This window comes from Mycolicibacterium chubuense, assembly GCF_001044255.1.
Lineage (GTDB): Bacteria > Actinomycetota > Actinomycetes > Mycobacteriales > Mycobacteriaceae > Mycobacterium > Mycobacterium chubuense.
Genome location: NZ_JYNX01000028.1, coordinates 15,611 through 38,669 on the forward strand (window position 1 = coordinate 15,611; position 23,059 = coordinate 38,669).

28 protein-coding genes are annotated in these 23,059 nt (G+C 69.1%); 13 read left to right on the forward strand and 15 right to left on the reverse strand.

Translation table 11 applies throughout. The features are described 5' to 3' along the window. Positions 1-81: 81 nt before the first annotated feature. The 4 genes from prcA to dop form a co-directional block, all read right to left on the reverse strand. The gene (prcA, locus tag MCHUDSM44219_RS07715; protein ID WP_048417658.1) at positions 82-819 is read right to left on the reverse strand and encodes a proteasome subunit alpha; all 738 of its coding nucleotides are present in this window, start codon (positions 817-819) and stop codon (positions 82-84) included. Then, a complete protein-coding gene (gene prcB, locus MCHUDSM44219_RS07720) occupies positions 816-1,733 on the reverse strand; it encodes a proteasome subunit beta (RefSeq protein WP_048417659.1) in 918 nt (305 codons plus the stop codon). The genes prcA and prcB overlap by 4 nt, the downstream gene beginning before the upstream one ends. Then, entirely contained in the window at positions 1,730-1,924 is a 195-nt protein-coding gene (locus tag MCHUDSM44219_RS07725; RefSeq protein ID WP_043409984.1) for a ubiquitin-like protein Pup, read from the reverse strand. Before MCHUDSM44219_RS07725 ends, prcB begins: the two co-directional genes overlap by 4 nt. A 93-nt stretch (positions 1,925-2,017) precedes the next feature. Next, positions 2,018-3,526 carry a depupylase/deamidase Dop gene (gene dop, locus MCHUDSM44219_RS07730; RefSeq protein WP_048417660.1) on the reverse strand — a complete coding sequence of 503 codons (1,509 nt, stop codon included), beginning with the start codon at positions 3,524-3,526 and terminating at the stop codon, positions 2,018-2,020. Between the two features lie 105 nt (positions 3,527-3,631). Between dop and MCHUDSM44219_RS07735 the strand changes: the two genes are divergently transcribed. Both MCHUDSM44219_RS07735 and MCHUDSM44219_RS07740 read left to right on the forward strand, forming a co-directional pair. Beyond that, positions 3,632-4,786, forward strand: a complete 1,155-nt coding sequence (locus tag MCHUDSM44219_RS07735) for a hypothetical protein (protein WP_048417661.1) — start codon at positions 3,632-3,634, stop codon at positions 4,784-4,786. Continuing rightward, entirely contained in the window at positions 4,783-5,937 is a 1,155-nt protein-coding gene (locus MCHUDSM44219_RS07740) for a hypothetical protein (RefSeq protein ID WP_236695395.1), read from the forward strand. The genes MCHUDSM44219_RS07735 and MCHUDSM44219_RS07740 overlap by 4 nt, the downstream gene beginning before the upstream one ends. Before the next feature lie 13 nt (positions 5,938-5,950). Here MCHUDSM44219_RS07740 and MCHUDSM44219_RS07745 read toward each other — a convergent pair whose 3' ends face one another. Beyond that, the gene (locus MCHUDSM44219_RS07745; protein WP_236695396.1) at positions 5,951-6,475 is read right to left on the reverse strand and encodes a DUF4333 domain-containing protein; all 525 of its coding nucleotides are present in this window, start codon (positions 6,473-6,475) and stop codon (positions 5,951-5,953) included. 85 nt (positions 6,476-6,560) lie between these two features. Between MCHUDSM44219_RS07745 and MCHUDSM44219_RS07750 the strand changes: the two genes are divergently transcribed. Beyond that, positions 6,561-7,163, forward strand: a complete 603-nt coding sequence (locus MCHUDSM44219_RS07750) for a hypothetical protein (protein ID WP_109777630.1) — start codon at positions 6,561-6,563, stop codon at positions 7,161-7,163. Positions 7,164-7,167: 4 nt separating this feature from the next. On the opposite strand, the gene arc is transcribed toward MCHUDSM44219_RS07750, so the two are convergent. Next, a complete protein-coding gene (arc, locus tag MCHUDSM44219_RS07755) occupies positions 7,168-9,009 on the reverse strand; it encodes a proteasome ATPase (RefSeq protein ID WP_048417662.1) in 1,842 nt (613 codons plus the stop codon). Positions 9,010-9,261: 252 nt separating this feature from the next. Here arc and MCHUDSM44219_RS07760 point away from each other — a divergent pair, with 252 nt between their 5' ends. Genes MCHUDSM44219_RS07760 through MCHUDSM44219_RS07770 form a run of 3 tightly spaced genes read left to right on the forward strand, consistent with a single transcriptional unit; the run spans position 9,262 to position 10,540 of the window. After that, a complete protein-coding gene (locus MCHUDSM44219_RS07760; RefSeq protein WP_330218607.1) occupies positions 9,262-9,645 on the forward strand; it encodes an MTB12 C-terminal domain-containing protein in 384 nt (127 codons plus the stop codon). Positions 9,646-9,676: 31 nt separating this feature from the next. Further along, a complete protein-coding gene (locus tag MCHUDSM44219_RS07765; protein WP_413783588.1) occupies positions 9,677-10,240 on the forward strand; it encodes a lipoprotein LppK in 564 nt (187 codons plus the stop codon). 3 nt (positions 10,241-10,243) lie between these two features. Next, positions 10,244-10,540, forward strand: a complete 297-nt coding sequence (locus MCHUDSM44219_RS07770) for a DUF503 domain-containing protein (RefSeq protein WP_048417664.1) — start codon at positions 10,244-10,246, stop codon at positions 10,538-10,540. A gap of 13 nt (positions 10,541-10,553) precedes the next feature. Here the strand turns inward: MCHUDSM44219_RS07770 and MCHUDSM44219_RS07775 are convergent, their stop codons facing one another. Then, on the reverse strand, positions 10,554-11,384 hold the full coding sequence (locus tag MCHUDSM44219_RS07775; RefSeq protein ID WP_048417665.1) for a tRNA (adenine-N1)-methyltransferase: 831 nt from the start codon (positions 11,382-11,384) through the stop codon (positions 10,554-10,556). 84 nt (positions 11,385-11,468) lie between these two features. Between MCHUDSM44219_RS07775 and MCHUDSM44219_RS07780 the strand changes: the two genes are divergently transcribed. The 7 genes from MCHUDSM44219_RS07780 to MCHUDSM44219_RS07810 all read left to right on the forward strand — a co-directional run bounded on the left by MCHUDSM44219_RS07780 (position 11,469) and on the right by MCHUDSM44219_RS07810 (position 15,989). Next, positions 11,469-12,347 (forward strand): RecB family exonuclease, encoded by an 879-nt coding sequence (locus tag MCHUDSM44219_RS07780; RefSeq protein ID WP_048417666.1) that lies wholly within the window; start codon positions 11,469-11,471, stop codon positions 12,345-12,347. Beyond that, positions 12,344-13,141, forward strand: coding sequence for a thioesterase family protein (locus MCHUDSM44219_RS07785; RefSeq protein WP_048417667.1), 798 nt, complete (start codon positions 12,344-12,346; stop codon positions 13,139-13,141). The genes MCHUDSM44219_RS07780 and MCHUDSM44219_RS07785 overlap by 4 nt, the downstream gene beginning before the upstream one ends. Then, on the forward strand, positions 13,138-13,647 hold the full coding sequence (locus MCHUDSM44219_RS07790) for a DinB family protein (RefSeq protein WP_048417668.1): 510 nt from the start codon (positions 13,138-13,140) through the stop codon (positions 13,645-13,647). The genes MCHUDSM44219_RS07785 and MCHUDSM44219_RS07790 overlap by 4 nt, the downstream gene beginning before the upstream one ends. Before the next feature lie 80 nt (positions 13,648-13,727). After that, positions 13,728-14,528, forward strand: coding sequence for a DUF1906 domain-containing protein (locus MCHUDSM44219_RS07795; RefSeq protein WP_048417669.1), 801 nt, complete (start codon positions 13,728-13,730; stop codon positions 14,526-14,528). A 48-nt stretch (positions 14,529-14,576) separates the two neighbouring features. Further along, positions 14,577-14,897: an ArsR/SmtB family transcription factor gene (locus MCHUDSM44219_RS07800; protein ID WP_048417670.1), complete on the forward strand. Its 321-nt coding sequence runs from the start codon at positions 14,577-14,579 to the stop codon at positions 14,895-14,897. Then, the gene (locus MCHUDSM44219_RS07805) at positions 14,890-15,396 is read left to right on the forward strand and encodes an SRPBCC family protein (RefSeq protein WP_048417671.1); all 507 of its coding nucleotides are present in this window, start codon (positions 14,890-14,892) and stop codon (positions 15,394-15,396) included. Before MCHUDSM44219_RS07800 ends, MCHUDSM44219_RS07805 begins: the two co-directional genes overlap by 8 nt. Beyond that, on the forward strand, positions 15,396-15,989 hold the full coding sequence (locus MCHUDSM44219_RS07810; RefSeq protein ID WP_236695397.1) for a flavodoxin family protein: 594 nt from the start codon (positions 15,396-15,398) through the stop codon (positions 15,987-15,989). Before MCHUDSM44219_RS07805 ends, MCHUDSM44219_RS07810 begins: the two co-directional genes overlap by 1 nt. A 3-nt stretch (positions 15,990-15,992) precedes the next feature. Here MCHUDSM44219_RS07810 and MCHUDSM44219_RS07815 read toward each other — a convergent pair whose 3' ends face one another. From MCHUDSM44219_RS07815 to MCHUDSM44219_RS07850, 8 genes are all read right to left on the reverse strand, one after another. After that, a complete protein-coding gene (locus MCHUDSM44219_RS07815) occupies positions 15,993-16,931 on the reverse strand; it encodes a R2-like ligand-binding oxidase (RefSeq protein ID WP_048417673.1) in 939 nt (312 codons plus the stop codon). Continuing rightward, positions 16,924-17,619, reverse strand: a complete 696-nt coding sequence (locus tag MCHUDSM44219_RS07820) for a TetR/AcrR family transcriptional regulator (RefSeq protein ID WP_048417674.1) — start codon at positions 17,617-17,619, stop codon at positions 16,924-16,926. The genes MCHUDSM44219_RS07815 and MCHUDSM44219_RS07820 overlap by 8 nt, the downstream gene beginning before the upstream one ends. A 71-nt stretch (positions 17,620-17,690) precedes the next feature. After that, a complete protein-coding gene (locus MCHUDSM44219_RS07825; RefSeq protein ID WP_048417675.1) occupies positions 17,691-19,061 on the reverse strand; it encodes an FAD-containing oxidoreductase in 1,371 nt (456 codons plus the stop codon). Positions 19,062-19,064: 3 nt separating this feature from the next. Continuing rightward, positions 19,065-19,547 carry a DUF4126 family protein gene (locus MCHUDSM44219_RS07830; protein WP_048417676.1) on the reverse strand — a complete coding sequence of 161 codons (483 nt, stop codon included), beginning with the start codon at positions 19,545-19,547 and terminating at the stop codon, positions 19,065-19,067. A gap of 69 nt (positions 19,548-19,616) precedes the next feature. Next, positions 19,617-20,471: an ATP phosphoribosyltransferase gene (hisG, locus tag MCHUDSM44219_RS07835; RefSeq protein ID WP_048417696.1), complete on the reverse strand. Its 855-nt coding sequence runs from the start codon at positions 20,469-20,471 to the stop codon at positions 19,617-19,619. A 13-nt stretch (positions 20,472-20,484) separates the two neighbouring features. Further along, positions 20,485-20,766 (reverse strand): phosphoribosyl-ATP diphosphatase, encoded by a 282-nt coding sequence (locus tag MCHUDSM44219_RS07840; protein ID WP_048417677.1) that lies wholly within the window; start codon positions 20,764-20,766, stop codon positions 20,485-20,487. Positions 20,767-20,818: 52 nt separating this feature from the next. After that, positions 20,819-22,291 carry a sugar porter family MFS transporter gene (locus MCHUDSM44219_RS07845; RefSeq protein WP_048417678.1) on the reverse strand — a complete coding sequence of 491 codons (1,473 nt, stop codon included), beginning with the start codon at positions 22,289-22,291 and terminating at the stop codon, positions 20,819-20,821. Positions 22,292-22,380: 89 nt separating this feature from the next. Beyond that, positions 22,381-23,058 (reverse strand): HAD family hydrolase, encoded by a 678-nt coding sequence (locus MCHUDSM44219_RS07850; RefSeq protein WP_048417679.1) that lies wholly within the window; start codon positions 23,056-23,058, stop codon positions 22,381-22,383. Between the last annotated feature and the right edge of the window lies 1 nt (position 23,059).

The following is a 23,059-nucleotide window of genomic DNA, read 5'->3' on the forward strand; positions in this document are numbered from 1 at the left end:
GGGTCGACGACGCGAACGTGCATTCCCTGTCGTCGCGCGGCGACGACGGCTACTGGGAATGCACGTTCGCGAAGGAGGTGGTCAGTTCTCCGGCTCGGCGGGCTCGGCCGGCGCTTCGGCGGCGGGAAGCATCGCCTCGAGGGCCGCGCCGGTGATGCGCCGGAATGCGCGGCGCGGACGGTTGGCGTCGAGCACCGCGACCTCGAGCGTCGACGGGGCCAGCGTGCGCGGCTCGGTGCCGTTGCCGCCCGCACCCAGGGCCTTCACCGCGATCGCGACGGCGTCGGCCAGGCTGAGGTTCTCGGTGTAGGACTCCGTCAACGCCGACGAGATCGGCTCGGTGGTGCCGCCCATCACCACGAAGTGCGGCTCGTCGGCGATCGACCCGTCGTAGGTGATGCGATACAGCTCGGGGGCCTTGGTCTCGCCGTAGTGGGCCACCTCGGCCACGCAGAGCTCCACCTCGTAGGGCTTGGCCTGCTCGGTGAAGATGGTGCCCAGGGTCTGGGCGTACACGTTGGCCAGCTGCCGGCCGGTGACATCGCGACGGGAGTAGGCGTAACCCTGCGTGTCGGCGAACCGGATGCCGCCGCTGCGCAGGTTGTTGAACTCGTTGAAGCGGCCAACTGCGGCGAACCCGACCCGGTCGTAGAGCTCGCTGACCTTCTGCAGCGACCGCGACGGGTTCTCCGCGACGAACAGCACGCCGTCGGCGTAGGCCAGCGCGATCACGCTGCGGCCGCGGGCGATGCCCTTGCGGGCGAGCTCGGAACGCTCACGCATCGCCTGTTCGGGCGAGATGAAATACGGGAAACTCACAGCTCGTCACCTCGAAGCGGTTCCGCATTGGGGCCGAATGTGTCTGCCCGCGAACGGTTCTCGATGATCTCGCGACACAGCGCGGCGATCTGCTGCTCGGTCACCTCGACGGCGCCGTCGGCGTCGATGGACACCGCCGTCGGGAAGATGCCCCGCACCAGGTCCGGACCGCCCGTCGCGGAGTCGTCGTCGGCGGCGTCGTAGAGCGCCTCGATGGCCACCCTCAGCGCCGACTCGGCGTCGGTGACCTGTGCGTACAGCTTCTTCATCGACGACTTCGCGAAGATCGACCCCGAGCCGACGGACTGGTAGCCCTCCTCCTCGAGGTTGTGCCCGCCGGCAGCGTCGAACGACACGATGCGGCCGGCCCGTTCCGGGTTCGGATCATCGAGGTCGTAACCCGCCAGCAGCGGCAGCGCGATGAAGCCCTGCAGCGCCGCACCGAGGTTGCCGCGCACCATGGTGGCCAGCCGGTTCACCTTGCCCGGGAACGTCAGCGCCACCCCCTCGAGCTTTTCGTAGTGCTCGAGTTCGACGGCGTAGAGGCGCGCGAACTCCACCGCGATCGCGGCCGTACCGGCGATGCCGGTGACCGTGTAGTCGTCGGTGATGTACACCTTCTGCACGTCGCGGCTGGCGATCATGTTGCCCTGCGTGGCCCGCCGGTCACCGGCCATCAACACCCCGCCGGGGAACTTCAGCGCCACGATCGTGGTGCCGTGCGGAACCGCATCGGTCGGCATGCCCGTCGGCACGGGCCCACCGGAGCCCGGAAGCAGGTGCGGTGCCTGCTGGCGCAGGAAGTCCGAGAACGACGACAGATTCACTCCGCCGTGTGACAGACCCCGCGGCAAGGCGTCAAAAGCTCCCGATGATGGGTGGGGAAAGGACTGATCGCGATGCGGCCAGGTCACTGTCCACCCTTCTGCACGTACGCACGCACGAAGTCTTCTGCGTTCTCTTCGAGGACGTCATCGATCTCGTCGAGCAGATCGTCGGTCTCCTCGGTCAGCTTCTCGCGGCGCTCCTGGCCGGCGGCCGTGCTGGCGGTGGGGTCGTCATCGTCGCCGCCTCCGCCGCCGCGCTTGGTCTGCTCCTGAGCCATCGCTGCCTCCTGCGTAGTGATCGGCGGGCCTAGAGCTGCCCGCCGGTCCCTCCACCCTACCGGTCAGGCGTGGGATTGCCGGGGATAGCTCGATCAGTTCGTCAGTTGCTCGACGAGCTCCGCGGCGCTGTCCACCGAGTCCAGTAGGGCGCCGACGTGGGACTTGCTGCCCCGCAGCGGTTCGAGTGTCGGGATCCGCACCAGCGAATCGCCGCCCAGATCGAAGATCACCGAATCCCAGCTGGCGGCGGCGATGTCGGCGCCGAACCGCCGCAGGCATTCCCCGCGGAAGTACGCCCGCGTGTCGGTGGGCGGGCTGTCCACGGCGTCGAGCACCTGCTGCTCGGTGACCAGCCGCTGCATCGAGCCGCGCGCCACCAGCCGGTTGTAGAGGCCCTTGTCCAGCCGCACATCGGAGTACTGCAGATCCACCAGGTGCAGCCGCGGCGCGTTCCAGCTCAGGTTCTCCCGGTGGCGGAAACCCTCCAGCAGACGCAGCTTGGCCGGCCAGTCGAGCAGATCCGCACACTCCATCGGATCGCGCTCGAGCAGATCCAGCACGTGTGCCCAGGTTTCGAGGACGTGGGAGGCGCGCGGATCCGGGTCCCGGCTGTCGACCAGCTTCGCGACGCGGTCGAGGTAGATCCGCTGCAGCGCCAGTCCGGTCAGCTCGCGGCCGTCGGCCAGCGCGACGGTGGCGCGCAGCGACGGATCGCGAGAGAGCACGTGCACCGCGTGCACCGGCCGGGCCAGCGCCAGATCGCTCAGGTCGGCGCCGATCTGCGGCCCCTCCTCGATCAGGTCCAGCACCAGGGAGGTGGTGCCCAGCTTGAGATAGGTGGACGTCTCGGCGAGGTTGGCGTCGCCGATGATCACGTGCAGCCGGCGGTACTTGTCGGCGTCGGCGTGCGGCTCGTCGCGGGTGTTGATGATGCCGCGCTTGAGCGTGGTCTCCAGCCCGACCTCGACCTCGATGTAGTCCGAGCGCTGGGAGAGCTGGAAGCCCGGCTCGTCCCCGGAGGGGCCGATGCCGACCCGGCCTGACCCCGTGACGACCTGGCGGGACACCAGGAACGGGGTGAGACCGGCGATGACGGCCGAGAACGGCGTCTGCCGCGACATCAGGTAGTTCTCGTGCGACCCGTAGGACGCACCCTTGCCGTCGACGTTGTTCTTGTACAGCTGCAGCTTCGCGGCGCCGGGCACGCTGGCCACATGCCGGGCCGCCGCCTCCATCACCCGTTCGCCGGCCTTGTCCCAGATCACCGCATCCATCGGATCGGTGCACTCAGGCGCGGAGTACTCGGGATGGGCGTGGTCGACGTAGAGGCGGGCGCCGTTGGTGAGGATCATGTTCGCCGCGCCGACCTCGTCGGCGTCGACGACCGGTGGCGGACCCGACGAGCGGCTCAGGTCGAAGCCGCGGGCGTCGCGCAACGGGGATTCCACCTCGTAGTCCCACCGGGTCCGCTTGGCCCGCTGCAGGCCCGCCGCGGCGGCGTAGGCCAGCACGGCCTGTGTCGAGGTCAAGATCGGATTCGCCGTCGGATCAGACGGCGAGGAGATCCCGTACTCGACCTCCGTTCCGATGATCCGTTGCATAGCGACCAGCCTAGAGGTGCGCCCGGACGGTACGACAGGAGGCCGGGCCACGCCGGTGCGGAATCGCGGCGATGACCTGCGGCAGCGTGGTGAGATTGGGCGATCATGAGCACGCAGCATCCGGATCGCGAGCAACGCCTGGCGGCCGAGCACTGGTTCCTGTGCCGCGGCCTGCCCGCGGTGCTGCGGCCGGGCAGGCTGGTGCGCCGGGTCTTCGCCCGCTCGGCGCCCGCGCTCGCCGCATTCGCGGTGATGATGGGGTTCTCGATCGTGGTGGTCACGGTGACGGGCAAGCACACCATCGACATCGACGGAACCCCCACCCGCACCGAGTGGTTCGTGCTCGCGATCGTCGTTCTGGTGCTGCCGCTAGCGTCGGTGGTCGGCTGGCTGGTGTCCCGCACGGCCAATCTGCGCCTGCGCGAGGCGGTGGCCGCGGCATCGGTGGCGATGGCCGCACTGGCGACCGTGTTCGGCGGCCCCAGCGCGCGGGTCTTCGTCGACGTGGTGGTCGAGGGCGTGGTCATCGTGGCGATACTGCTCTGCACCGCGACAGGAGTGGGCTCGGTGCTCGGGTGGGCGGCGCAGATGACGCTGACGAACCTGGCGTCGGTCGGCAGCCTCCTGCTGCGCGCGCTGCCGGTGATGCTGCTGACAGTCCTGGTGTTCTTCAACGGACCGGTGTGGACGATGGCGTCGACCGTGAGCCGCGGCCGGTTGTGGCTCGCGCTGCTGTTCCTGTTCGCCATCGCCGCGGCGTTCCTGGTCTCCAGCACCCTTGGCCTGGTGCGGCCCATCCTGCGCCCGGAGGCCAAACGGCCCGAGCACGCGCAGATGCTCGTCGGCACCCCGTTCGAGTCGATGCCCGACCGGCCCCGCCGAGTCCCGCTGTCACGCTCGGAACGGGTCAATGTCATTGGCGTGCTGGCGCTCTCGCAGATCACCCAGGTGATGACGGTGGCGGTGGTGACCGGGTTGCTGTTCGGGGTGTTCGGGCTGATCCTGATCAGCCCCGAGTTGCTGTCCGCGCTGACGCGGGGCGGGTCCGGTGACGGCCAGCTCCTGGGCATGACGCTGCCGATCCCGCAGGCGCTCATCCAGATCACGATGTTCCTGACCGCGCTGACGTTCATGTACCTGGCATCGCGTGCCGTCACCGACAAGGAGTACCGCGCCCAGTTCGTCGACCCGTCGATCGAGGATCTGCTGCTGACCCTGGTGGCGCGGGACCGCTACCGGACCGCGACGGCGGCGACGTGAGCGGGCCGGCGGTGGCGTCCCGGGCGATCCACGAGTGGTTCCTGCACCGCGGGCTGCCCCTGGTGCTGACCCGGCGGGTGCGCTCCCGGGCGCTGGTCGCGCGCTCGGCCCCGGCGGTGGCCGGGGTCGGGGCGCTGACCGCGGCCACGCTGCTGCTGGCCGAATGGACCGGCGACGACCCGGATTACGGGGCCGTCCTGCGGCTGGCGGTCATCGCGGCGGTTCTGGCCGCAGCGCCGTTCGCGCTCGAGGTGCTGCATCAGCGGTCCACCGCCGCCTCCCGGGTGGGCCGGCGCACGACGGCGCTGGCCGTGATGGCGATCTTCGTACTCGTGATGCCCGTGGTGGTGTCGGGCTGGTCGGCGGCGGCCCTGGCCGAGGCTCCGGCGTTCCTGCTGGTGTCGCTGCTGACGATCTGGCTGACCTACCTGGGGCTGGGATCGATCGCGCTTTGGGCGTTCCGCTTCGCGTGGGTGCAACTCGGAGCGCTGGGGACGTTGATGAGCCGGGCGCTGCCGCTGCTGATGCTCACCGTGGTCGTGTACTTCACCGGCGAGCTCTGGCAGCTGTCGGCCCGCATGACCCGCCAAAGACTGTGGCAGACCGTCGGATTCCTCGCCCTGGTGGCGCTGGTGTTCATGGTGGCGACGATCCGCGACGAGGTCCGCGCACTGCGCCAGGACAGATCCCGGCAGTCCGATCCGGCGGCACTGCTGGCCGGCACTCCGCTGGCGGGCGCCCGCCCGGGGGCGACGACACCGCTGTCGCTGCCCGAACAGGTCAACGTGGTCGCCGTGATGGTGGTCGCCCAGGCGATCCAGGTGGTGTTGTTCACCACCGGCCTGTTCGCGTTCTTCCTGGCGCTGGGCATCATCGCGGTGCCCGACGAGGTGACGGTGGTGTGGTCCGGCGAAACCACCTGCGCCGTCGGCGAACCACCTTGTGCGGGAACGTGGTTCGGCGTGCACGTGCCGGTCCCTCAGACCGTGGTGCACACCTCGCTGTTCGTCGCGGTGCTCTCCGGGCTGTACTTCACGGTCAGCACCAGCGTCGACCCCCTCTATCGCCAGCGGTTCTTCGAGCCACTGATCGCCGATGTCGCGGTGAGCCTCGCCGGCCGCGACGCCTACCTGGCCATCGAGCGCAGCTGAGGCGGATCATCGTTCACTCGAGGATCTTCCAGGTGTCTTTCTCGCCGGCCTCACCGGCGGTCACCTGCACCGCACGCGTCGCGCCCCCGGGATCGGTCGCCGAACATTCGAAAGTCCGGCCCGACTCGACGATCTTGAGGCCGTCGCCGCACTCGACCGTCACGTCGAACCCGTACCGGGCCGAGATCTGCTCGGCCAGTCCGGCTTCGGTGTCGGTGAGATCGTAGACAGTGTCGATGGTCCGGTAGTCGACGTTGTTGTCGTCGTCGGTGAAGGTCGCCACCACCCGGACGTCTCCGCCGTCGAGGTCGGCAACGCACGTCAGAGTGTCACCGGCCTTCGGGGGCTTGTCCGGCCGTGGGCATTCGACGGAGGACACCTGCCGCGCCAGGGGTTGGTACTGGGTGTTGAGCTCGTCGGCGATCGCCGACTCCAGCTTCTGATAGTCGGGTCCCCCTGCTGACACCGAGAAGTTGCAGGCCGCGAGCATCGGGATCGTTGCCGCCAGCACCGCGAGATCGCGTCGTCGACTTACCACGTGTAGGACCGTACGTCGCGAGGTCGGCGCGCAGAATGGGTCGAAAGTCCCTTCTTGGCGGCGGCTGAACAGCTATGTTGACCGCGTGCCGACGCTACGGGGCAAGCGATACGGCGAGGTGCTGCTGGTCAGCGCCGGGCCGGACGGGCCGCTGGCGACCGTCTACAACACCTATCCGCTCAACGACTGTCCGCCCGAACTGTGGAGCCGGCTCGACGCCGAGGCCCTGGCCAAGGAGCACGGCGCGGTGGCCGCCCTGCTCAACGGGCCGCGCTACTGGTTGATGGACGCCATCGAGAAGGACATGGGCGACGATCGGGAGATCGTCACCTTCGGCGGTCTGGACATGTACCGCCAGGCCGTCGTCACCCTGTCTTCGATGAATCCCGCCCCGTACGTGCCGAACACGGTGGCACGCAACGCGGTCTTCGTGTTCGACGCGGGCCAACCGATTTTCGAGCTTGTCGACCCCGACGGCGGGCACTGGGTGATGCAGACGTGGAGCCAGATCGTCGACCCTGCCCTGGAATACGACGACCTGCCGCACCTAGCCGGCCGGCTGACGCTCCCCGAGGGCTGGTCCTACCGCACGCGCACCCTCGCCGAGCCGCTGCGCATCGACACCAGCAGTCAGGCCGCCCAGGTTCTCCAGGACGGCCTGACCAACAGCTACTCGCTGGCGCGCTGACCCGCTACAGGTACTGCCCCAGGTTCGACTCGGTGTCGATCGCCCGGCTTGCCGACGAACTCTTCCCGGTGACCAGCGTGCGGATGTAGACGATCCGCTCGCCCTTCTTGCCCGAGATGCGGGCCCAGTCATCGGGATTGGTGGTGTTGGGCAGATCCTCGTTCTCGGCGAACTCGTCGACGATCGAGTCCAGCAGGTGCTGGATGCGCAGACCGGGCTGGCCGGTCTCCAGCACGGACTTGATCGCGTTCTTCTTCGCCCGGTCGACGACGTTCTGGATCATCGCCCCGGAGTTGAAGTCCTTGAAGTACATGACTTCCTTGTCACCGTTGGCGTAGGTGACCTCCAGGAACCGGTTGTCGTCGATCTCGGCGTACATCCGCTCGACGACCTTCTCGATCATCGCCTTGATCGTCAGGCGGCGGTCGCCGTTGAACTCGGACAGGTCGTCGGCGTGGATCGGCAGTTCCGCGGTGAGGTACTTGCTGAAGATGTCCTGCGCCGCCTCGGCGTCCGGCCGCTCGATCTTGATCTTGACGTCCAGCCGGCCGGGCCGCAGGATCGCCGGGTCGATCATGTCCTCGCGGTTGGAGGCGCCGATGACGATGACGTTCTCCAGCCCCTCCACACCGTCGATCTCGCTGAGCAGCTGCGGCACCACCGTGGTCTCCACGTCGGAGCTGACACCGGTGCCGCGGGTGCGGAAGATCGAGTCCATCTCGTCGAAGAACACGATGACGGGCGTGCCCTCGGAGGCCTTCTCCCGCGCGCGCTGGAAGATCAGCCGGATGTGCCGCTCCGTCTCGCCGACGAACTTGTTCAGCAGCTCGGGGCCCTTGATGTTGAGGAAGTAGGACTTCGCCTCACGGGCGTCGTCGCCGCGGACCTCGGCCATCTTCTTGGCCAGCGAGTTCGCCACCGCCTTGGCGATGAGCGTCTTGCCGCAGCCGGGCGGACCGTAGAGAAGCACGCCTTTGGGCGGGCGCAGCGAGTACTCGCGGTAGAGCTCCTTGTGCAGGAACGGCAGTTCGACGGCGTCGCGGATCTGCTCGATCTGACGGGTGAGGCCACCGATGTCGTGGTAGCTGACGTCGGGCACCTCCTCGAGCACCAGGTCCTCGACCTCGGCCTTGGGGATACGCTCGAACGCGTACCCGGCCTTGGTGTCGACCAGCAGCGAGTCGCCCGGACGAAGCTTGCGCGGACGGTCGTCGCCCAGCACGTCGTCGTCGTAGCCGTCGGGCAGGTCCTCGGACGCGACCAGCGGCTCGGCCAGCCAGACGATGCGCTCCTCGTCGGCATGACCGACGACGAGGGCCCGGTGGCCGTCGGAGAGGATCTCGCGCAGCGTGCTGATCTCGCCGACCGACTCGTAGTGGCCGGCCTCGACGACCGTGAGCGCCTCGTTGAGGCGGACCGTCTGACCCTTCTTGAGCTCTTTGGTGTCGATGTTGGGTGAGCACGTCAGGCGCATCTTGCGGCCCGAGGTGAACACGTCGACGGTGTCGTCCTCCTGGACCGACAGCAGCACGCCGTAGCCGCTCGGCGGCTGGCCGAGCCGGTCGACCTCCTCGCGGAGCGCCAGCAACTGCTGACGCGCCTCCTTGAGGGTGTCCATCAGCTTGGCGTTGCGGGCCGCCAGGGAATCGATGCGGGCCTCGAGTTGATGGACATCGCGGGCGCTGCGCAGTCCGCTCTGCGGGCCCACCGCACTTTCGAGCTGCTCGCGCAGGACGGCCGCTTCGCGGCGCAGCTGCTCGAGCTCGGCAGCGTCCTCTGCGGACAATCGGCTCTGGGGGGATGCCCCGAAGGCGTCAGAGGCTTCGGGACGTTCGGACTCACTCATGCTGAGCTCCTTTCCCACACCGGATGTTGGTGCGGTAACAACTTCAAAGCTACCGGCGATTCAGTCATTGTGTGCGGTGTAGGAATTCGACACACCAGCAACACTGTTAGCCTCTGTACATCAGTTCGTCCGATCGGAAGGACAGTCGTGACCCTCAAATCCCTCTTTACCAGCTTCACCGCTGGGACCGCAGCAGCCGCCGTCGCGGGTGCCGCGGCCGTGGGTGTGACCTCGATTGCACTGGGTGCAGGCGTGGCGTCCGCGGAGCCGGTCGTCGTCAACGCGCCGCTGGCCCCGGCGCCTGAGCTCGCCGGCCCTCTGACCCAGACGGTCAACGTGCTCGGTTCCGGCGGTTCGTTCTCCGGCAAGCAGGCCTACGTGCAGGACCTGGGCCGTATCGGCGGAATCGGCGTGTCCGCCAAGTACAACAGCGCGGTCGAGAAGGGCTACCTGCCGCTGACCGCGACGGTCGCCGATGTGGACCAGAACGGCAACGTCGCGACGGCCAACGTCACGGCGACGCTGCCCAACGGCGTGACCCGCACGATGCCGCTGAGCTTCGTCCAGGGTCCGAGCCCCACCGGCTGGCAGCTCTCGCAGCAGTCGCTGTTCACGTTGGCGGGGATGCTGGGCTGATTCGCCTGATTCTTACCGAACGATGACGCCGGTGCGTCACCCCGTTCTCCTCCGCGGCGCCGCCACGATCGTGGCGGCGTTCGCGTTGGGCGGGTGCGGTCCGGCGACCCCTCCCACGTCGTCCCCGTCGGTCGAGACGTCGCCGCCGCCGTCGGTGGGAATCCCGGCCCCGGCCCCTCCGGCACCTGGCGGTCCACCACTGCCGCAGCCGTCCGCTTTGACCGACGTGATGGCACGGCTGGCCGATCCGGCCGTGCCGGGAACAGAAAAGGTCACGCTGATCGAGAACGGCACCGCCGGCGAGGCCGCGGGGCTGGACCGGTTCGCCGCCGCACTGCGCGACAACGGATCGCTCCCGCTGAGCTTCGAGGCGCGCGATCTGGCGTGGTCGCAGAACGGCTCCGGCAACGTCGTCGCGACCGTGATCGTCACGACGGCCAACCCGCAGAGCGGACGTTTCACGTACCCGATGGAGTTCGCCCCGGCCGACGGATCGTGGCAGCTGACCCGCCAGACCGCCGACCAACTCCTCGCCCTCGACGCACCACCACCGCCGGCGCCACCGCCGCCGGCCGCGCCAACACCGACGCCCTAGCCCATGTGGATCGGCTGGCTGGAGTTCGACCTGCTGCTCGGCGATGTGCGCTCGCTCAAGCAGAAGCGTTCCGCCGTGCGGCCCCTCGTTTCTGAGTTGGCGCGCCGCTTCTCGGTGTCGGCGGCCGAGACCGGCTCCCAGGATCTCCACCGGCGCGCCGGCGTCGGGGTCGGCGTGGTCGCCGCGGACCGGGCGCATGCGGTGAGCGTGCTCGACGCCGCCGAACGACTGGTCGCGGCCCGACCCGAATTCGAACTGCTGTCGGTGCGGCGCGGATTGCGGCGCAGCGACGACGAGTGAGTCTGACGAGTGATTACACCGTCGGGCGCTTCTTGCGCAGCGGGATCGGCGCCACCGCACCGGGAGCCAATTTGCGCGCGCTGATCAGAAAGGCCGTGTGGCCCCGCATGGAATGCTCCGGACGCACCGCGAGACCGACGACGTGCCAGCCGCGCTGCATGCTCTCCCACGCCCGCGGCTCGGTCCAGCACTGCTGTTCGCGCAGCGCCTCGACGGTCTTCGACAGCTGGGTCACGGTCGCGACGTAGATCATCAGGACGCCGCCCGGGACCAGCGCGTCGCCGACCGCCTTCAGCACATCCCAGGGCGCGAGCATGTCGAGCACGGCGCGGTCCACCTCGGGCCCGGTGTAGTCGCCGACATCGGCGAGCACCAGGTCCCAGTTGGCAGGCCGCTCGCCGAAGAAGGTCTCGACGTTGCGGACCGCGTGTTCGGCGTGGTCCTCGCGCACCTCGTAGGACGTCACCCGGCCCTCCGGCCCGACCGCACGCAGCAGAGAGCACGTCAGAGCGCCCGAGCCGGCGCCGGCTTCGAGCACCCGCGCCCCCGGGAAGATGTCCCCCTCGTGCACGATCTGCGCGGCGTCCTTGGGGTAGACCACCTGCGCGCCGCGCGGCATCGACATCACGTAGTCGACGAGCAGCGGGCGCAGCACCAGGAACTGGTCGCCGTTGGTCGACCGGACCACGCTGCCCTCCGGCAGCCCGACCACGTCGTCGAGGGAGATGATGCCGCGGTGGGTGTGGAATTCCCCGCCCGGCTTGAGCAGCATCGTGTAGCGCCTGCCCTTGGCATCGGTGAGTTGCACGCGGTCACCCACGTCGAACGGACCGGTTCTGCGCACAGCTGACCAGCCTGCCAGCAGACGCGGCGCGGTTCGCGCCCGGGTTGCCCGGATCTGTCGGCCCACGGTCCTAGGGTGAAACGCATGAGCGAGCAGGACGACCGGCCGGTGCGACGGCCGGCTCTGTCCCCGTCTCGCGCCAGCGACTTCAAGCAGTGCCCCCTGCTCTACCGCTTCCGGGCCATCGACCGGTTGCCGGAGCCGTCGTCGACCGCCCAGGTCCGCGGATCGGTGGTGCACGCCGCGCTCGAGCAGCTCTACCTGCTGCCGGCGCCCGAGCGCATCCCCGAAACGGCGTTGTCGCTGGCCGCCCCGGCATGGGAGCGCGTCGTCGCCGAGAAGCCGTCCCTGGCCGACGAGATCACCCCCGACCTGCGCGCCACGCTCCTCGAAGAGGCCCGGGTGCTGCTGTCCGGGTACTACCGGCTGGAGGATCCGACGCGGTTCGACCCGCAGGCCTGCGAGCAGCGGGTCGAGGTGGAACTGACCGACGGCACGCTGCTGCGGGGCTTCGTCGACCGCATCGACGTGGCGCCCACCGGTGAGCTCCGCGTCGTCGACTACAAGACCGGGAAGGCGCCGCCGGAGGCCCGCGCGCTCGCCGAATTCAAGGCGATGTTCCAGATGAAGTTCTACGCGGTCGCGCTGCTGCGCTCGCGCGGCGTCTTGCCGGCGCGGTTGCGCCTCATCTACCTCGCAGACAGCCAGGTGCTCGACTACACCCCCGACATCGACGAGCTGCTGCGGTTCGAGAAGACGCTGATGGCGATCTGGTCGGCGATCCGCGCAGCCGGTGCCACCGGCGATTTCCGGCCCAATCCGTCTCGCCTGTGCGACTGGTGCGCCCACCGCGCGCACTGCCCCGTCTTCGGCGGCACTCCCCCGCCCTACCCGGGCTGGCCGCAGGTGCCCGACGAGGGCGACCCCGATGCGGTCCTGCACGCACCGGATCTCGCCGCGTGATCGACTGCCTGTTCCGCCGGCGAGGCGTCGACGGGGAGTTCTCGCTGTTCGACTCCACCGACGGCACCCGGAGCAACTGGGATCCGCAGATCCAGCACGGCTCGCCGCCGCTGGCGCTGCTGACCCGGGCGATCGAGGAGCTGGCGGCGGGTACGGGTCTGCGGGTCGGCCGGCTGAGCCTGGACATCCTGGGCGCGATCCCGGTCGCACCGGTGCGGGTGAGCGCGCGCGTGGATCGGCCCGGGGCCCGGATCTCGTTGATGGTCGCCGAGATGGCGGTCGACCGTCCCGACGGCGGCCGCCGGACCGTCGCCCGGGTCACCGCGTGGCTGCTGGCGACCAGCGACACCCACGACGCCGCCGTGGACCGCTATCCCCCGATGGTCGAGGGCACGGGTGCGGGCACCGCCCACGCCTGGGAGGGCGCACCGGGCTACCTGGAGACCGTGAGCTGGCGCCGGCAGCAGACCGCACCCGGCGCGGCCGCCGAGGCGTGGATCAGTCCGCTTGTGCCGCTGGTGGATTCGGAGCCGACGACCGCCCTGCAGCGCCTGGCGATGGTGGTCGATTCCGCCAACGGCATCGGGGCGGCCCTGGATCCGCAGCAGTTCGTGTTCATGAACACCGACACCGTCGTGCACCTGCACCGCCTGCCCGACGGCGAGGACTTCGGGCTGCGCGCCCGCGGGTCGATCGGCCCCGACGGCATCGGGGTGACCACGGCGGAGATCTTCGACCGGGCCGGGTTCATCGGCACCTGCGCGCAGACGCTGTTCGTGCAGCGGCGAGCATGATCGCCGAGATCCGCGCACAGTTCGATCTCGCGTGGGCACTGTGCGATCTCCATCTGGCCGAGATCGACGACACCTCTGCGCTGTGGGAGCCGTCCCCCGTGTGCTGGACGGTCCGGCGGGACGACACGGGAGTGTGGCGGGCGGACTGGGCCACGGTCGAACCCGAGCCGGTGCCGGTTCCGACGATCGCCTGGCTCACCTGGCACATCGCCTACTGGTGGACTGCCACTTTGGCCGCGATGTCCGACGAGCCGATGCCCGATCCCGTCGCGCTGCCGTGGGCCGGCGACGCCGAAGGGGCGGTGGCGACGGTCCGTGGGTTGGCGCAGAGATGGCGACAGTTCCTCCATGAGTCGACGGTCGACTCCCTCGCCGCACCCTCGACCTTCCCCTGGGGTCCGGGCACGAGCCGCACCCAGGCCGACACAGCGCTGTGGGTGGCGATCGAGTTGACGAAGAACGCCGCGGAGATCGGCACCCTGAGGTTGCTGCACGCGACCAGCTGAGTTCACGGCCAGGTCACTGACAGGTATCGGGTCGGCGTGGGCTCCATCGTTAACAACTGTCACATGGTTAACATCACGCCGTGTCTGACCACCCAGCCGATCCCGGCCCCCGGCGCCTGTCGCGGCGGGACGCCCTGCGCTACGCCACCGCGGCGTCGGCGCTGGCCGGATTGGGTGCGGTCGCGCTGAGCTCCGGGGCGCCCCGCGCGGCGGCCGCGGCCCCGACGCTGATCGACTTCGCCGCACGCCAGATCCCGGCGCAGGACATCCGGGCGGCCGGTCACGCCGGCGTGGTCAACTACGTCTCGCTCTCGCGCCCCGGATCGTCGTTCGGCGCCAAGCCGATCACGCTGCCCTACGCCCGCGCGCTCACCGCCGCGGGACTGGTGATCGTCAGCAACTACCAGTACGGCAAGCCCGGCGGCACGGCGCCGTCGGACTTCACCCGCGGCTACCCCGGCGGCGTCGCCGATGCGCGCACCGCGTGGCAGTTGCACACCGCGGCCGGAGGCGGCCGGAGCGCACCCGTCTTCTTCACCATCGACGAGGACATCGACCGCAACACCTGGAACACGGTGGCGCTGCCGTGGTTTCGCGGCATCAACTCGGTCCTGGGCGTTCAGCGCACCGGCGTCTACGGAGGCATCGACGTCTGCCAGTGGGCGATCGCCGACGGGGTGATCGGGCAGTCGGGCATCCCCGGATACCGGTGGGCGTGGCAGACGCGCGCCTGGTCCGGCAACCGGATCCACCCCGCCGCCGTGCTGTATCAGCGGGTGGTGGACACCGCATCGAATCCCGGGCCCCTCGTCGGAGGGAGTCGCGTCGACGTCAACGACGTGATGGCGCGCGACTGCGGTCAGTGGAACTTCCACCAGTAACCCTTATATGCGATTGCATCTATATAGATCAGATGCAATACTGGTGGCGTGGACGTATTCGAAGCGGTCGCCGAGCCGAGTCGGCGGATACTGCTGGATTCCCTGGCCGACGGTGAGCGCACGGCGGGCGAGCTCGTCGCAGCACTCCCCGGCCTGACGCAGCCCACCGTCTCCCGCCACTTGCGCGTGCTGCGTGAGGTCGGGCTGGTCGAGGTAAGGCCCGACGCGCAACGGCGGATCTATGCCTTGCGTTCGGAGGGCCTGGTGGCCATCGATGCCTGGATCGAGCAGTACCGCCGCTTCTGGACCGGTCACCTCGACGCGCTGGAACGCCACCTCCACCGCACTCACGGGACACCCGATGAGTGAGCGAGAGGGCCGCATCACCGTCGACGGCGACCGCGCGGTCCTGCGGTTCGAACGGCGACTCCCCTACCCCGTCGAGATCGTCTGGGCTGCCATCACCGATCCCACACAGCGACGAGAGTGGTTCGGGCACACCACGATCGAGCCCGTCGAGGGCGGTCTGATCGACATGGTGGCCGACGGCCCGCCCCTGCCGGCGGAGCGCAAGAGGATGACCGGCCGCATCCTGGTGTGGGATCCCCCGCACGTGTTCGAACACGAATGGAAGCAACCGATCGTCGAAGACGGCACCGTCCGTTACGAACTCGTTCCGGACGGCCCCGACGGGCAGGCGACCCTGCTGCGATTCAGCCATCGAGGCCTGGGCGTGCGCAACGCCGGCGGCTTCCTCGGCGGCACGCACGCCTTCCTCGACCGTCTCGAAGCCCACCTCGCCGGCGAAGCGCTGCCCGACTGGACTGCCCGCCGCCTCGAGATCCTGAACTCCGAAGGGAAACCATGATGCGGGCTCCACTCATCGCCGTCGCCTACCAGTCCGGGTTCGGACACACCGCCGCCCTCGCCGAATCCGTTGTTGCCGGCGCTGATTCGACCGGAGCCACCGCGACCCCCGTCGCGGTGACCGACATGACCGAAGCCGACTGGCACACGCTCGACACCGCCGATGCGATCGTCTTCGGCAGCGCCACCTACATGGGCAACGTGTCGTCGGGCTTCCAGGCCTTCGCCGAGAAGACCGGCAGGCGATGCATCACCGGGGCGTGGCGCGACAAGGTCGGGGCGGGATTCACCAACTCCGGCGCCAAGAGCGGCGACAAGATGAACACCTTGGTCTCTCTGGCCGTCTTCGCCGCGCAGCACCACATGCACTGGGTGAACCTGGGTCTCGGCCCGGGCTGGAACAGCTCGGCCGGCAGCGAACTCGATCCGAACCGGCTGGGCTTCTGGCTGGGCGCGGGGGCGGCCACCGACGTCGACGCCGACGCGCAGGCCGTTCATCCCGCCGACGTGGCGACGTGTCGTCACCTCGGCGCGCGGGTCGCCGAGGTGACCGCCCAGCTCATCGCCGGCCGGGCGGTCACGACAGCGGCGTGAACCTCACGCGGAGGCGGCCAGCGCCTTGCGGTCCTCGTCGGCGAAGGTGTCCTCGAGCTGCAGTGGCGTGTAATCGATGTCGATCTCGGCCAGCGGACGACCGCGGGCACTGCTGATCGTGCCGAACCGGCGCATCCCCTTGTCCGCGGCGTACTGCTGGAACTCGTCCTTCTGCAGGCCGAACGGCACCTCGTCGTAGAGGTCGTAGGCGTCGTCGGTGTTCTGCAGCGCCAGCGGGATGAGCTCGTTCATCCGGTTCTCGAACACCGCATAGTTGCCGTCGTCGGCCGCGACGTGGCGCCGACATGTGAACGTGCCCCACGCCATGTGGCGCCGTTCGTCGTCGCCGATTCTGCGCACCAGTTCCTGCATGCCGGGCAGGATGTTGTTGTCTACGCAGATCCGGTGCCACGCATAGTATCCCGTCAACGCCATCATGCCTTCGATGACGTGGTTGTAGGTCGCCGACGCCCGCACCTGCGCCGCCGGCGACGGATCGGAGGCAAGCGCGTCCAGGGATGCCGGCAGCTCCTCGTAGAAGATCGTCCGGTACGTCGGGAGGTCGTCGAGGAAGACCTGCAGATCGTCGGTGACCCCGACCGCGTCCAGCCACAGCCGGAACACCTGGGTGTGCTTGGCTTCCTCGAAGGCGAACTGGGTCAGATACATCTCGTCGCCGAGGCGGCCCTCGGCCCGCATCGCCGCCATGAACGGCTGGATGTCCTGGGTGACCGCTTCCTCCCCGGCGATGAACTGGGCGCACAGCCGGGTGGCCCATTCGCGTTCGAGGTCTGTCAGCGCCTCCCAGTCGGCGCGGTCCCGGGAGAAGTCGATGTCGGCGGGATTCCAGAATTTCGCGTTGCCGCCGGCAAAGAGCTTGAGCGGCAGGCTGTCCCAGTTGAGACCGCCTGCGGCGAGCGAATCCGAACGTGTCCTAGTCATCTGCGTGTTCTCCTCTGAAGTGGACGGTTGACAGGGTCTGGGGCGCGCCGGTACCGAACGCGGCGGCCAGCACGGCGACGTAGCGCCGCACGACCAGCGCGGGCTGTTCGGCGGACATCTCGTCGAGACCGAGCACCGGGTCCATGCCGCGCACGTACGGCGCCAGCGCCAGGTGCGGCAGCAGCATCAGCAGCAGGGACAGCAGCGCGTCGACGTCGGCATCGGCGCGCAGGTCGCCGCGCGCCCGCGCGTCCTGCACGAGCGGCCGGAGAACCTCGAGATAGTGCCGGTGCACCACGGCCCGCACGCTCACCCGCGCGTCGGTGTCGACCTCGAAGCTCGACGCGGCATGCAGCGCCCGCTCCCGGGGATGCTCGGCGAAGTACGCGACCCACACGTCGAGCAGGTCGGTGAGGAACTCGAAGAACGGCCGACTCGGGTCGAGCACGCGGATCTGGGCCTCCATGTGGGACCGCACCCGCTGGCTGCCGACGTCGGTGATGTGGGCATAGAGGTCGCGCTTGTCGGCGAAGTACTGGAACAGGCTGCCCTTGGCCACGCCCGCGCGCCGCGCGATGACGTTGAGGCTGCCGCGGGAGAAGCCGTGCTCGGCGAACTCCGCCTCCGCGGCGGCCACCACGGCGGCCCGGCGTTCACCGCCGAGACGGGACCAGGTGACCGTGGGCATCGCGCCTCCCAGGCTTGATATGACCAGTGGTCATATTACTGTGACTCATGCCACAGTCAAGGGGGCGCCGATCAGTCCAGCGGTTCGAGCTCCTGCAGCATCGTGGGCACCAACTCGCTGACCGTGGGGTGGATGTGCATGGTGCGCGAGATCGCCGTGTAGGGCAGCTTGGCGGTCATCACGTCGAGGATGTCCTGGATCACCTCGTCACCGCCGACGCCGAGGATCGCCGCGCCGAGGATCTGCTCGGTCTCGGCGTCGACGACGACCTTCATGAAGCCCTGCGTCTCCCCCTTCTCCACCGCGCGTCCCACCCGGGTCATCGGACGCTTGCCCACCAACGCTTTTCGCCCGGACCGGCGCACCTCGTCGACACTCATGCCGGCGCGACCCAGCGGAGGGTCGATGTAGAGCGCGTAGGTGGTGACGCGGTCGCTGACCCGGCGCGGGTCGTCGTCGAGCAGGTTGGCGGCCACGATCTCGAAGTCGTTGTAGGACGTGTGGGTGAAGGCGCCGCGGCCGTTGCAGTCCCCCATCGCCCAGATGTGCCCGACATTGGTGCGCAGCTGGTCGTCGACGACGATGTAGCCGCGCTTGTCGGTCTCCACCCCGGCGGCCTCGAGTCCGAGATCGTCGGTGTTGGGCTGCCGGCCCACCGCGACGAGCAGGTGCGAGCCGCTTATCGGCTCGGCCCCGTCGCGCGGTGTGACGGTGAATCCGCTGTCCTGCTTGGCGAACGACATCGCGTCGGCGCCGACGACGACGTGGATGCCCTCGGCTTCGAGGATCTCCTTGATCGACGCCGAAACGTCCTCGTCCTCGCGGGAGGTCAGCCGCGGGCCCTTCTCGATGACCGTGACCTCGGCCCCGAACCGGCGGTACATCTGGGCGAACTCCAGCGCGATGTAGCTGCCGCCGATGATCACCAGGTGCTCGGGCACGACGTCGAGGTCGAGGATGCCGACGTTGGTCAGGTAGTCGATGTCGGCCAGCCCGGGCAGATCGGGCGCCACCGCGCGGCCGCCGACGTTGAGGAAGATGCGGTCGGCCTCGAGGACCTGATCGTCGACCCGCAGGGTGTGCGGTCCCTCGAAGCGGGCGTGGCCGCGGATCAGCGTGCAGCCGGGCATGCCCTCGATCCAGGACTCGACGCCTTCGCGGTCGCCGGTGCTGATGCGGTCCTTGCGGGCTTTGACGGCGGCCATGTCGACGGTCACGGTCCCGGTGCCGATCCCGAAATCGGCGCCCCGGCGCGCGATGTGCGCGGCATGCGCGCTGGCGACGAGCGTCTTGGTGGGGATGCAGCCGGAGTTGACGCACGTTCCGCCGACGAGTTTGCGTTCGATCACCGCCACGGTCTGGCCCGCCTCGGTGAGCCGGCCGGCCAGCGGCGGGCCGGCCTGCCCGGCGCCGACGATGATCGCGTCGAATCGCTGAACCATCCGCTACACCACGCTGACGAGGAAGGCGACCAGGAAGCCGCCGACGACGGCGAGCGCGTCCTCGATGAAGGCGCCGGGGCGGTCGTTGCCACCCCGCGCGGCGGCGACCCTGGTGCGCAGCTCGGCGCCGGCGAGGGTGCCGAGCACGGCGCCGATCATGCCCGCACCGGTCGCGCTGAAGGTGTGGAAGAAGGCGCTGCCGATGACGGCGCCGGCGAAGCCGCCCGTCACCAGGCGCGCAAGGAACTGCGGCGGCACCTTGCGGCTCGGCGTCTTGGGCAGCTGATCGGTGATCAGCTCACCGACGAGGAGGATGGTCAGCACCGTCACCGTGATCGGGTGTGCCACCCACTCCGACCACTTGCCGTCGACGTCGATCCAGCCGAGGAACGCGCCCCAGGCCACAGCGGCGGGTGCGGTCATGGCGCGCAGGCCGGCGATCACCCCGATCAGGAGTGCGAACACAAGAACCAGGACCTGCGTCATCGGACCTCCCCGTGGTTGGACAGGGCGACGCTAACACGGCCATCCCGCGCGTGAGCGGTGTCGATGTTCCTAGAAGCGGCAGAACCTGATGTCCGAGGCCAGGATTGCTTTGGCCCCGATCGCGGCGAGCTCGTCCATGATCGCGTTGACGTCGCGGCGCGGCACCAGCGCACGTACGGCGACCCAGTCGGGATCGGCCAGCGGCGCGATCGTCGGTGACTCGAGCCCCGGCGTCACCTCGGTGGCGCGGTCGAGAACCGAACGCGGACAGTCGTAATCGAGCATCAGGTACTGCTGGCCGAACACCACGCCCTGGACCCGGGCCACCAGTTGATCGCGGGCCGCGTCCTTCTCGGCGTCGCCACTGTCGTCGGCGCGCTCGATGAGCACCGCCTCGGAGTCGCACAGCGAGTCGCCGAACGCGGTGAGATCGTGCAGACCCAGCGTGCGCCCGGAGCCGACCACATCGGCGATCGCGTCGGCCACGCCGAGTTGCACCGAGATCTCCACCGCGCCGTCCAGGCGGATCACCGTGGCCTCGATGTTCCGGGCCGCCAGGTCCTTTCGCACCAGGTTCGGGAACGAGGTGGCGATGCGTCTGCCGGCGAGGTCTTCCACCTGCCAGGACCGCCCGGCCGGGGCGGCGTAGCGGAACGTCGACGATCCGAAGCCCAGCGCGAGGCGCTCCCGCACCGGCCCGTCGGACTCCAGTGCCAGATCACGGCCGGTGATGCCCAGGTCGAGCTGGCCCGATCCGACGTAGATCGCAATGTCCTTGGGCCGTAGGAAGAAGAACTCGACCTGGTTGACCGGGTCGACGACCGTCAGGTCCTTGGCGTCGGTGCGGCGCCGGTAGCCGGCCTCGGACAGGATCGCCGCGGCCGGTTCGCTGAGGGTGCCTTTGTTGGGGACCGCGACACGCAAGTTCTGGGGCACGTCACAACGTCCGATACACGTCGTCGAGGGTGAGGCCGCGTGCGAGCAGCAGCACCTGGGTCCAGTAGAGGAGCTGGCTGACCTCTTCGGCCAGCGCCTCGTTGCTCTCGTGCTCGGCGGCCAGCCACACCTCGCCGGCCTCCTCGAGGATCTTCTTGCCGATGCCGTGCACGCCCGCGTCCAGCGCCGCGACGGTGCCGCTGCCTGCGGGCCGGGTGCGGGCCCGTTCACTCAACTCGGCGAACAGGGCGTCGAAGGTCTTCACGTTGGCCGATTGTGTCACGTCGCGGTGGCGAGGCCCGCCGCGGACCCGGAGACGATCCGGGCCGCGCGCCCTAGCCGACCGGTTTCGGCTCGCTCTTCATGATCGAGCCGTGCATGTCCTCCAGCGACACGCCCTTGGTCTCCATCACCCAGCGCCAGACGAACAGTCCCGACAGCACCGCGCACAGCCCGTAGAAGCCGTAGGCCAGGCCGAGGTGCTCGCGAAGGCCGGGGAACGTGACGGTGATCAGCCAGTTGGCCGCCCACTGGCCGGCAGCGGCCAGGCCCAGCGCCGCGGCGCGGATCCGGTTGGGGAACATCTCGCCGAGCAGCACCCACACCACCGGGCCCCAGGACATGCCGAACGCGACGACGAACAGGTTGGCGGCGATCAGTGCGATCGTCCCGGATGCGCCGGGCAGGCTCGGTGTCCCGTCCGGGTTGAGCGTCGCGTTACCGAAGATCACCGCCATCGTGATCAACGTGATCGCCATACCCGTCGAGCCGATCAGCAGCAGCGGCTTGCGTCCGATCTTGTCGATGAGAGCGATCGCGATCAGCGTGGTCAGCACGTTGATGACCGAGGTGATCACGGTGAAGATGGCGGAGTCGTCGGCACTGAAGCCGACCGCCTGCCACAGCACGTTGCTGTAGTAGAAGATCACGTTGATGCCGACGAACTGCTGGAACACCGACAGCCCCAGGCCCACCCAGACGATGCCGTAGAGCCCGCCGGTCGGCTTCTTCATGTCCCGCCAGGACGGCTTGTCCTCGCGTTCCAGGGTCTCCTGGATGCGGGAGATCGTGATCTCCAGGTTCTTCTGCCCGAGCAGCATCGTCAGGACGCGGCGGGCCTCCGGGATCTTGTGGCTGGCAACCAGATAGCGCGGCGATTCCGGGATCGTGAAGGCGAGGACGCCGTAGAGCACCGCGGGCAGCGCCATCGCCAGGAACATCCAGCGCCAGGCGTCCAGACCGAACCACAGCGGCTCGTTGGGGCCGCCGGCCAGGTACTGCAGGAGATAGTTGATCGCGAAGGACAGGAAGATGCCCGACACGATGGCCAGCTGCTGCAGCGATCCGAGCCGGCCGCGGATGCCGGGCGGCGAGGTCTCGGCGATGTAGGCCGGCGCGATGACCGATGCGACGCCGACGCCGACGCCGCCGACGATCCGGAACAGCACCACCGTCCAGACCTCGTGCGCGAAGCCGGTGCCGAAGGCGCTGATCAGGAACAGCACCGCGGCGATCTTCATCACCGCGATGCGACCGATCTTGTCGGCGATGCGGCCCGCGGTCATCGCACCCGCGGCGGCGCCCAGCAGCGCCGAGGCGACCGCGAAGCCCAGTTCGGCGTTACCGATGCCGAAGTCCTCCTGGATGGAGTCGACCGCGCCGTTGATCACCGCGCTGTCGTAGCCGAACAGCAGGCCGCCGAGCGCGGCCACCGACGCGATCCGGATCGCCGTCTTCCCCGACGCGAACTTCTCGTCCCCGGAGAAGATCTCCGGACCATCTGCAGCTGGACCACCTTGACCGGCCATCACACACCCTTCCCGCGCCGTTGCGTGATACGCATCACATTCAATCACTCGCATGGAGCGGTCGGGAGCATTCCCACAAGTGCGCGTCTTTACGCGCTGCGCAGTTCCCGATCGATCTCGCGGTAGATGCGGCGCAGCGCGTCGGCGTCCAGGCCCGCCAGCGAATCGGCGTGCCGGCGCCGGATACCCCCGGGGACCGGCACGTCGTTGGGCACCACCAGCACCGCGCAGCCGGCTTTCTCCGCCGCCGCGGCACCGGTGACGGAGTCCTCGACGGCCAGGCACTCCGACGCGGAGAGCCCGAGCAGATCGGCGGCGCGCAGGTACGGATCGGGCGCGGGTTTGCCGCTGGCGACCTCGTCGGCACACACGGTCACCGAAAAGTAGTGTCGCCCAATGCTGTTGAGTGCACGCTCGGTCAGCGCACGCTGGGTGTTGGTCACCAGCGCCATCGGGGTGCCGTCGGCCGCAAGAGCTTCCAGCATTTCCCGGGCTCCGTCACACCACGGCAGTCCGCCGTCGAACAACCCGGCCGTGTGCTCGTGCAGCCAGCGGATCGACTCGGCCATCGCCTGCGGGTCGAGGTCAAGACCCAACTCCGTGTAGACCGTGGCCATCGTCTCGTCGGCCGACGCGCCGACCAGTGCAGTCCTGGTCTCGCGGCTCATCGAGCCGCCCAGCGACTCGTAGAGCGCGGACAGTGATATGTCCCACAGCTTTTCGGAATCGACGAGCGTGCCGTCCATGTCCCACAACACCGCTCGCACC

Coding starts and splice junctions, on each gene's coding strand:
- MCHUDSM44219_RS07725 (WP_043409984.1), bottom strand. CDS start 1,924: ATGGCTCAGGAGCAGACCAAGCGCGGCGGCGGAGGCGGCGACGATGAC.
- dop (WP_048417660.1), bottom strand. CDS start 3,526: ATGCAACGGATCATCGGAACGGAGGTCGAGTACGGGATCTCCTCGCCG.
- MCHUDSM44219_RS07810 (WP_236695397.1), top strand. CDS start 15,396: ATGCGGGCTCCACTCATCGCCGTCGCCTACCAGTCCGGGTTCGGACAC.
- arc (WP_048417662.1), bottom strand. CDS start 9,009: ATGAGTGAGTCCGAACGTCCCGAAGCCTCTGACGCCTTCGGGGCATCC.
- MCHUDSM44219_RS07845 (WP_048417678.1), bottom strand. CDS start 22,291: ATGGCCGGTCAAGGTGGTCCAGCTGCAGATGGTCCGGAGATCTTCTCC.
- MCHUDSM44219_RS07815 (WP_048417673.1), bottom strand. CDS start 16,931: ATGACTAGGACACGTTCGGATTCGCTCGCCGCAGGCGGTCTCAACTGG.
- MCHUDSM44219_RS07830 (WP_048417676.1), bottom strand. CDS start 19,547: ATGACGCAGGTCCTGGTTCTTGTGTTCGCACTCCTGATCGGGGTGATC.
- MCHUDSM44219_RS07805 (WP_048417671.1), top strand. CDS start 14,890: ATGAGTGAGCGAGAGGGCCGCATCACCGTCGACGGCGACCGCGCGGTC.
- MCHUDSM44219_RS07770 (WP_048417664.1), top strand. CDS start 10,244: ATGTGGATCGGCTGGCTGGAGTTCGACCTGCTGCTCGGCGATGTGCGC.
- MCHUDSM44219_RS07825 (WP_048417675.1), bottom strand. CDS start 19,061: ATGGTTCAGCGATTCGACGCGATCATCGTCGGCGCCGGGCAGGCCGGC.
- MCHUDSM44219_RS07780 (WP_048417666.1), top strand. CDS start 11,469: ATGAGCGAGCAGGACGACCGGCCGGTGCGACGGCCGGCTCTGTCCCCG.
- MCHUDSM44219_RS07735 (WP_048417661.1), top strand. CDS start 3,632: ATGAGCACGCAGCATCCGGATCGCGAGCAACGCCTGGCGGCCGAGCAC.
- MCHUDSM44219_RS07820 (WP_048417674.1), bottom strand. CDS start 17,619: ATGCCCACGGTCACCTGGTCCCGTCTCGGCGGTGAACGCCGGGCCGCC.
- MCHUDSM44219_RS07790 (WP_048417668.1), top strand. CDS start 13,138: ATGATCGCCGAGATCCGCGCACAGTTCGATCTCGCGTGGGCACTGTGC.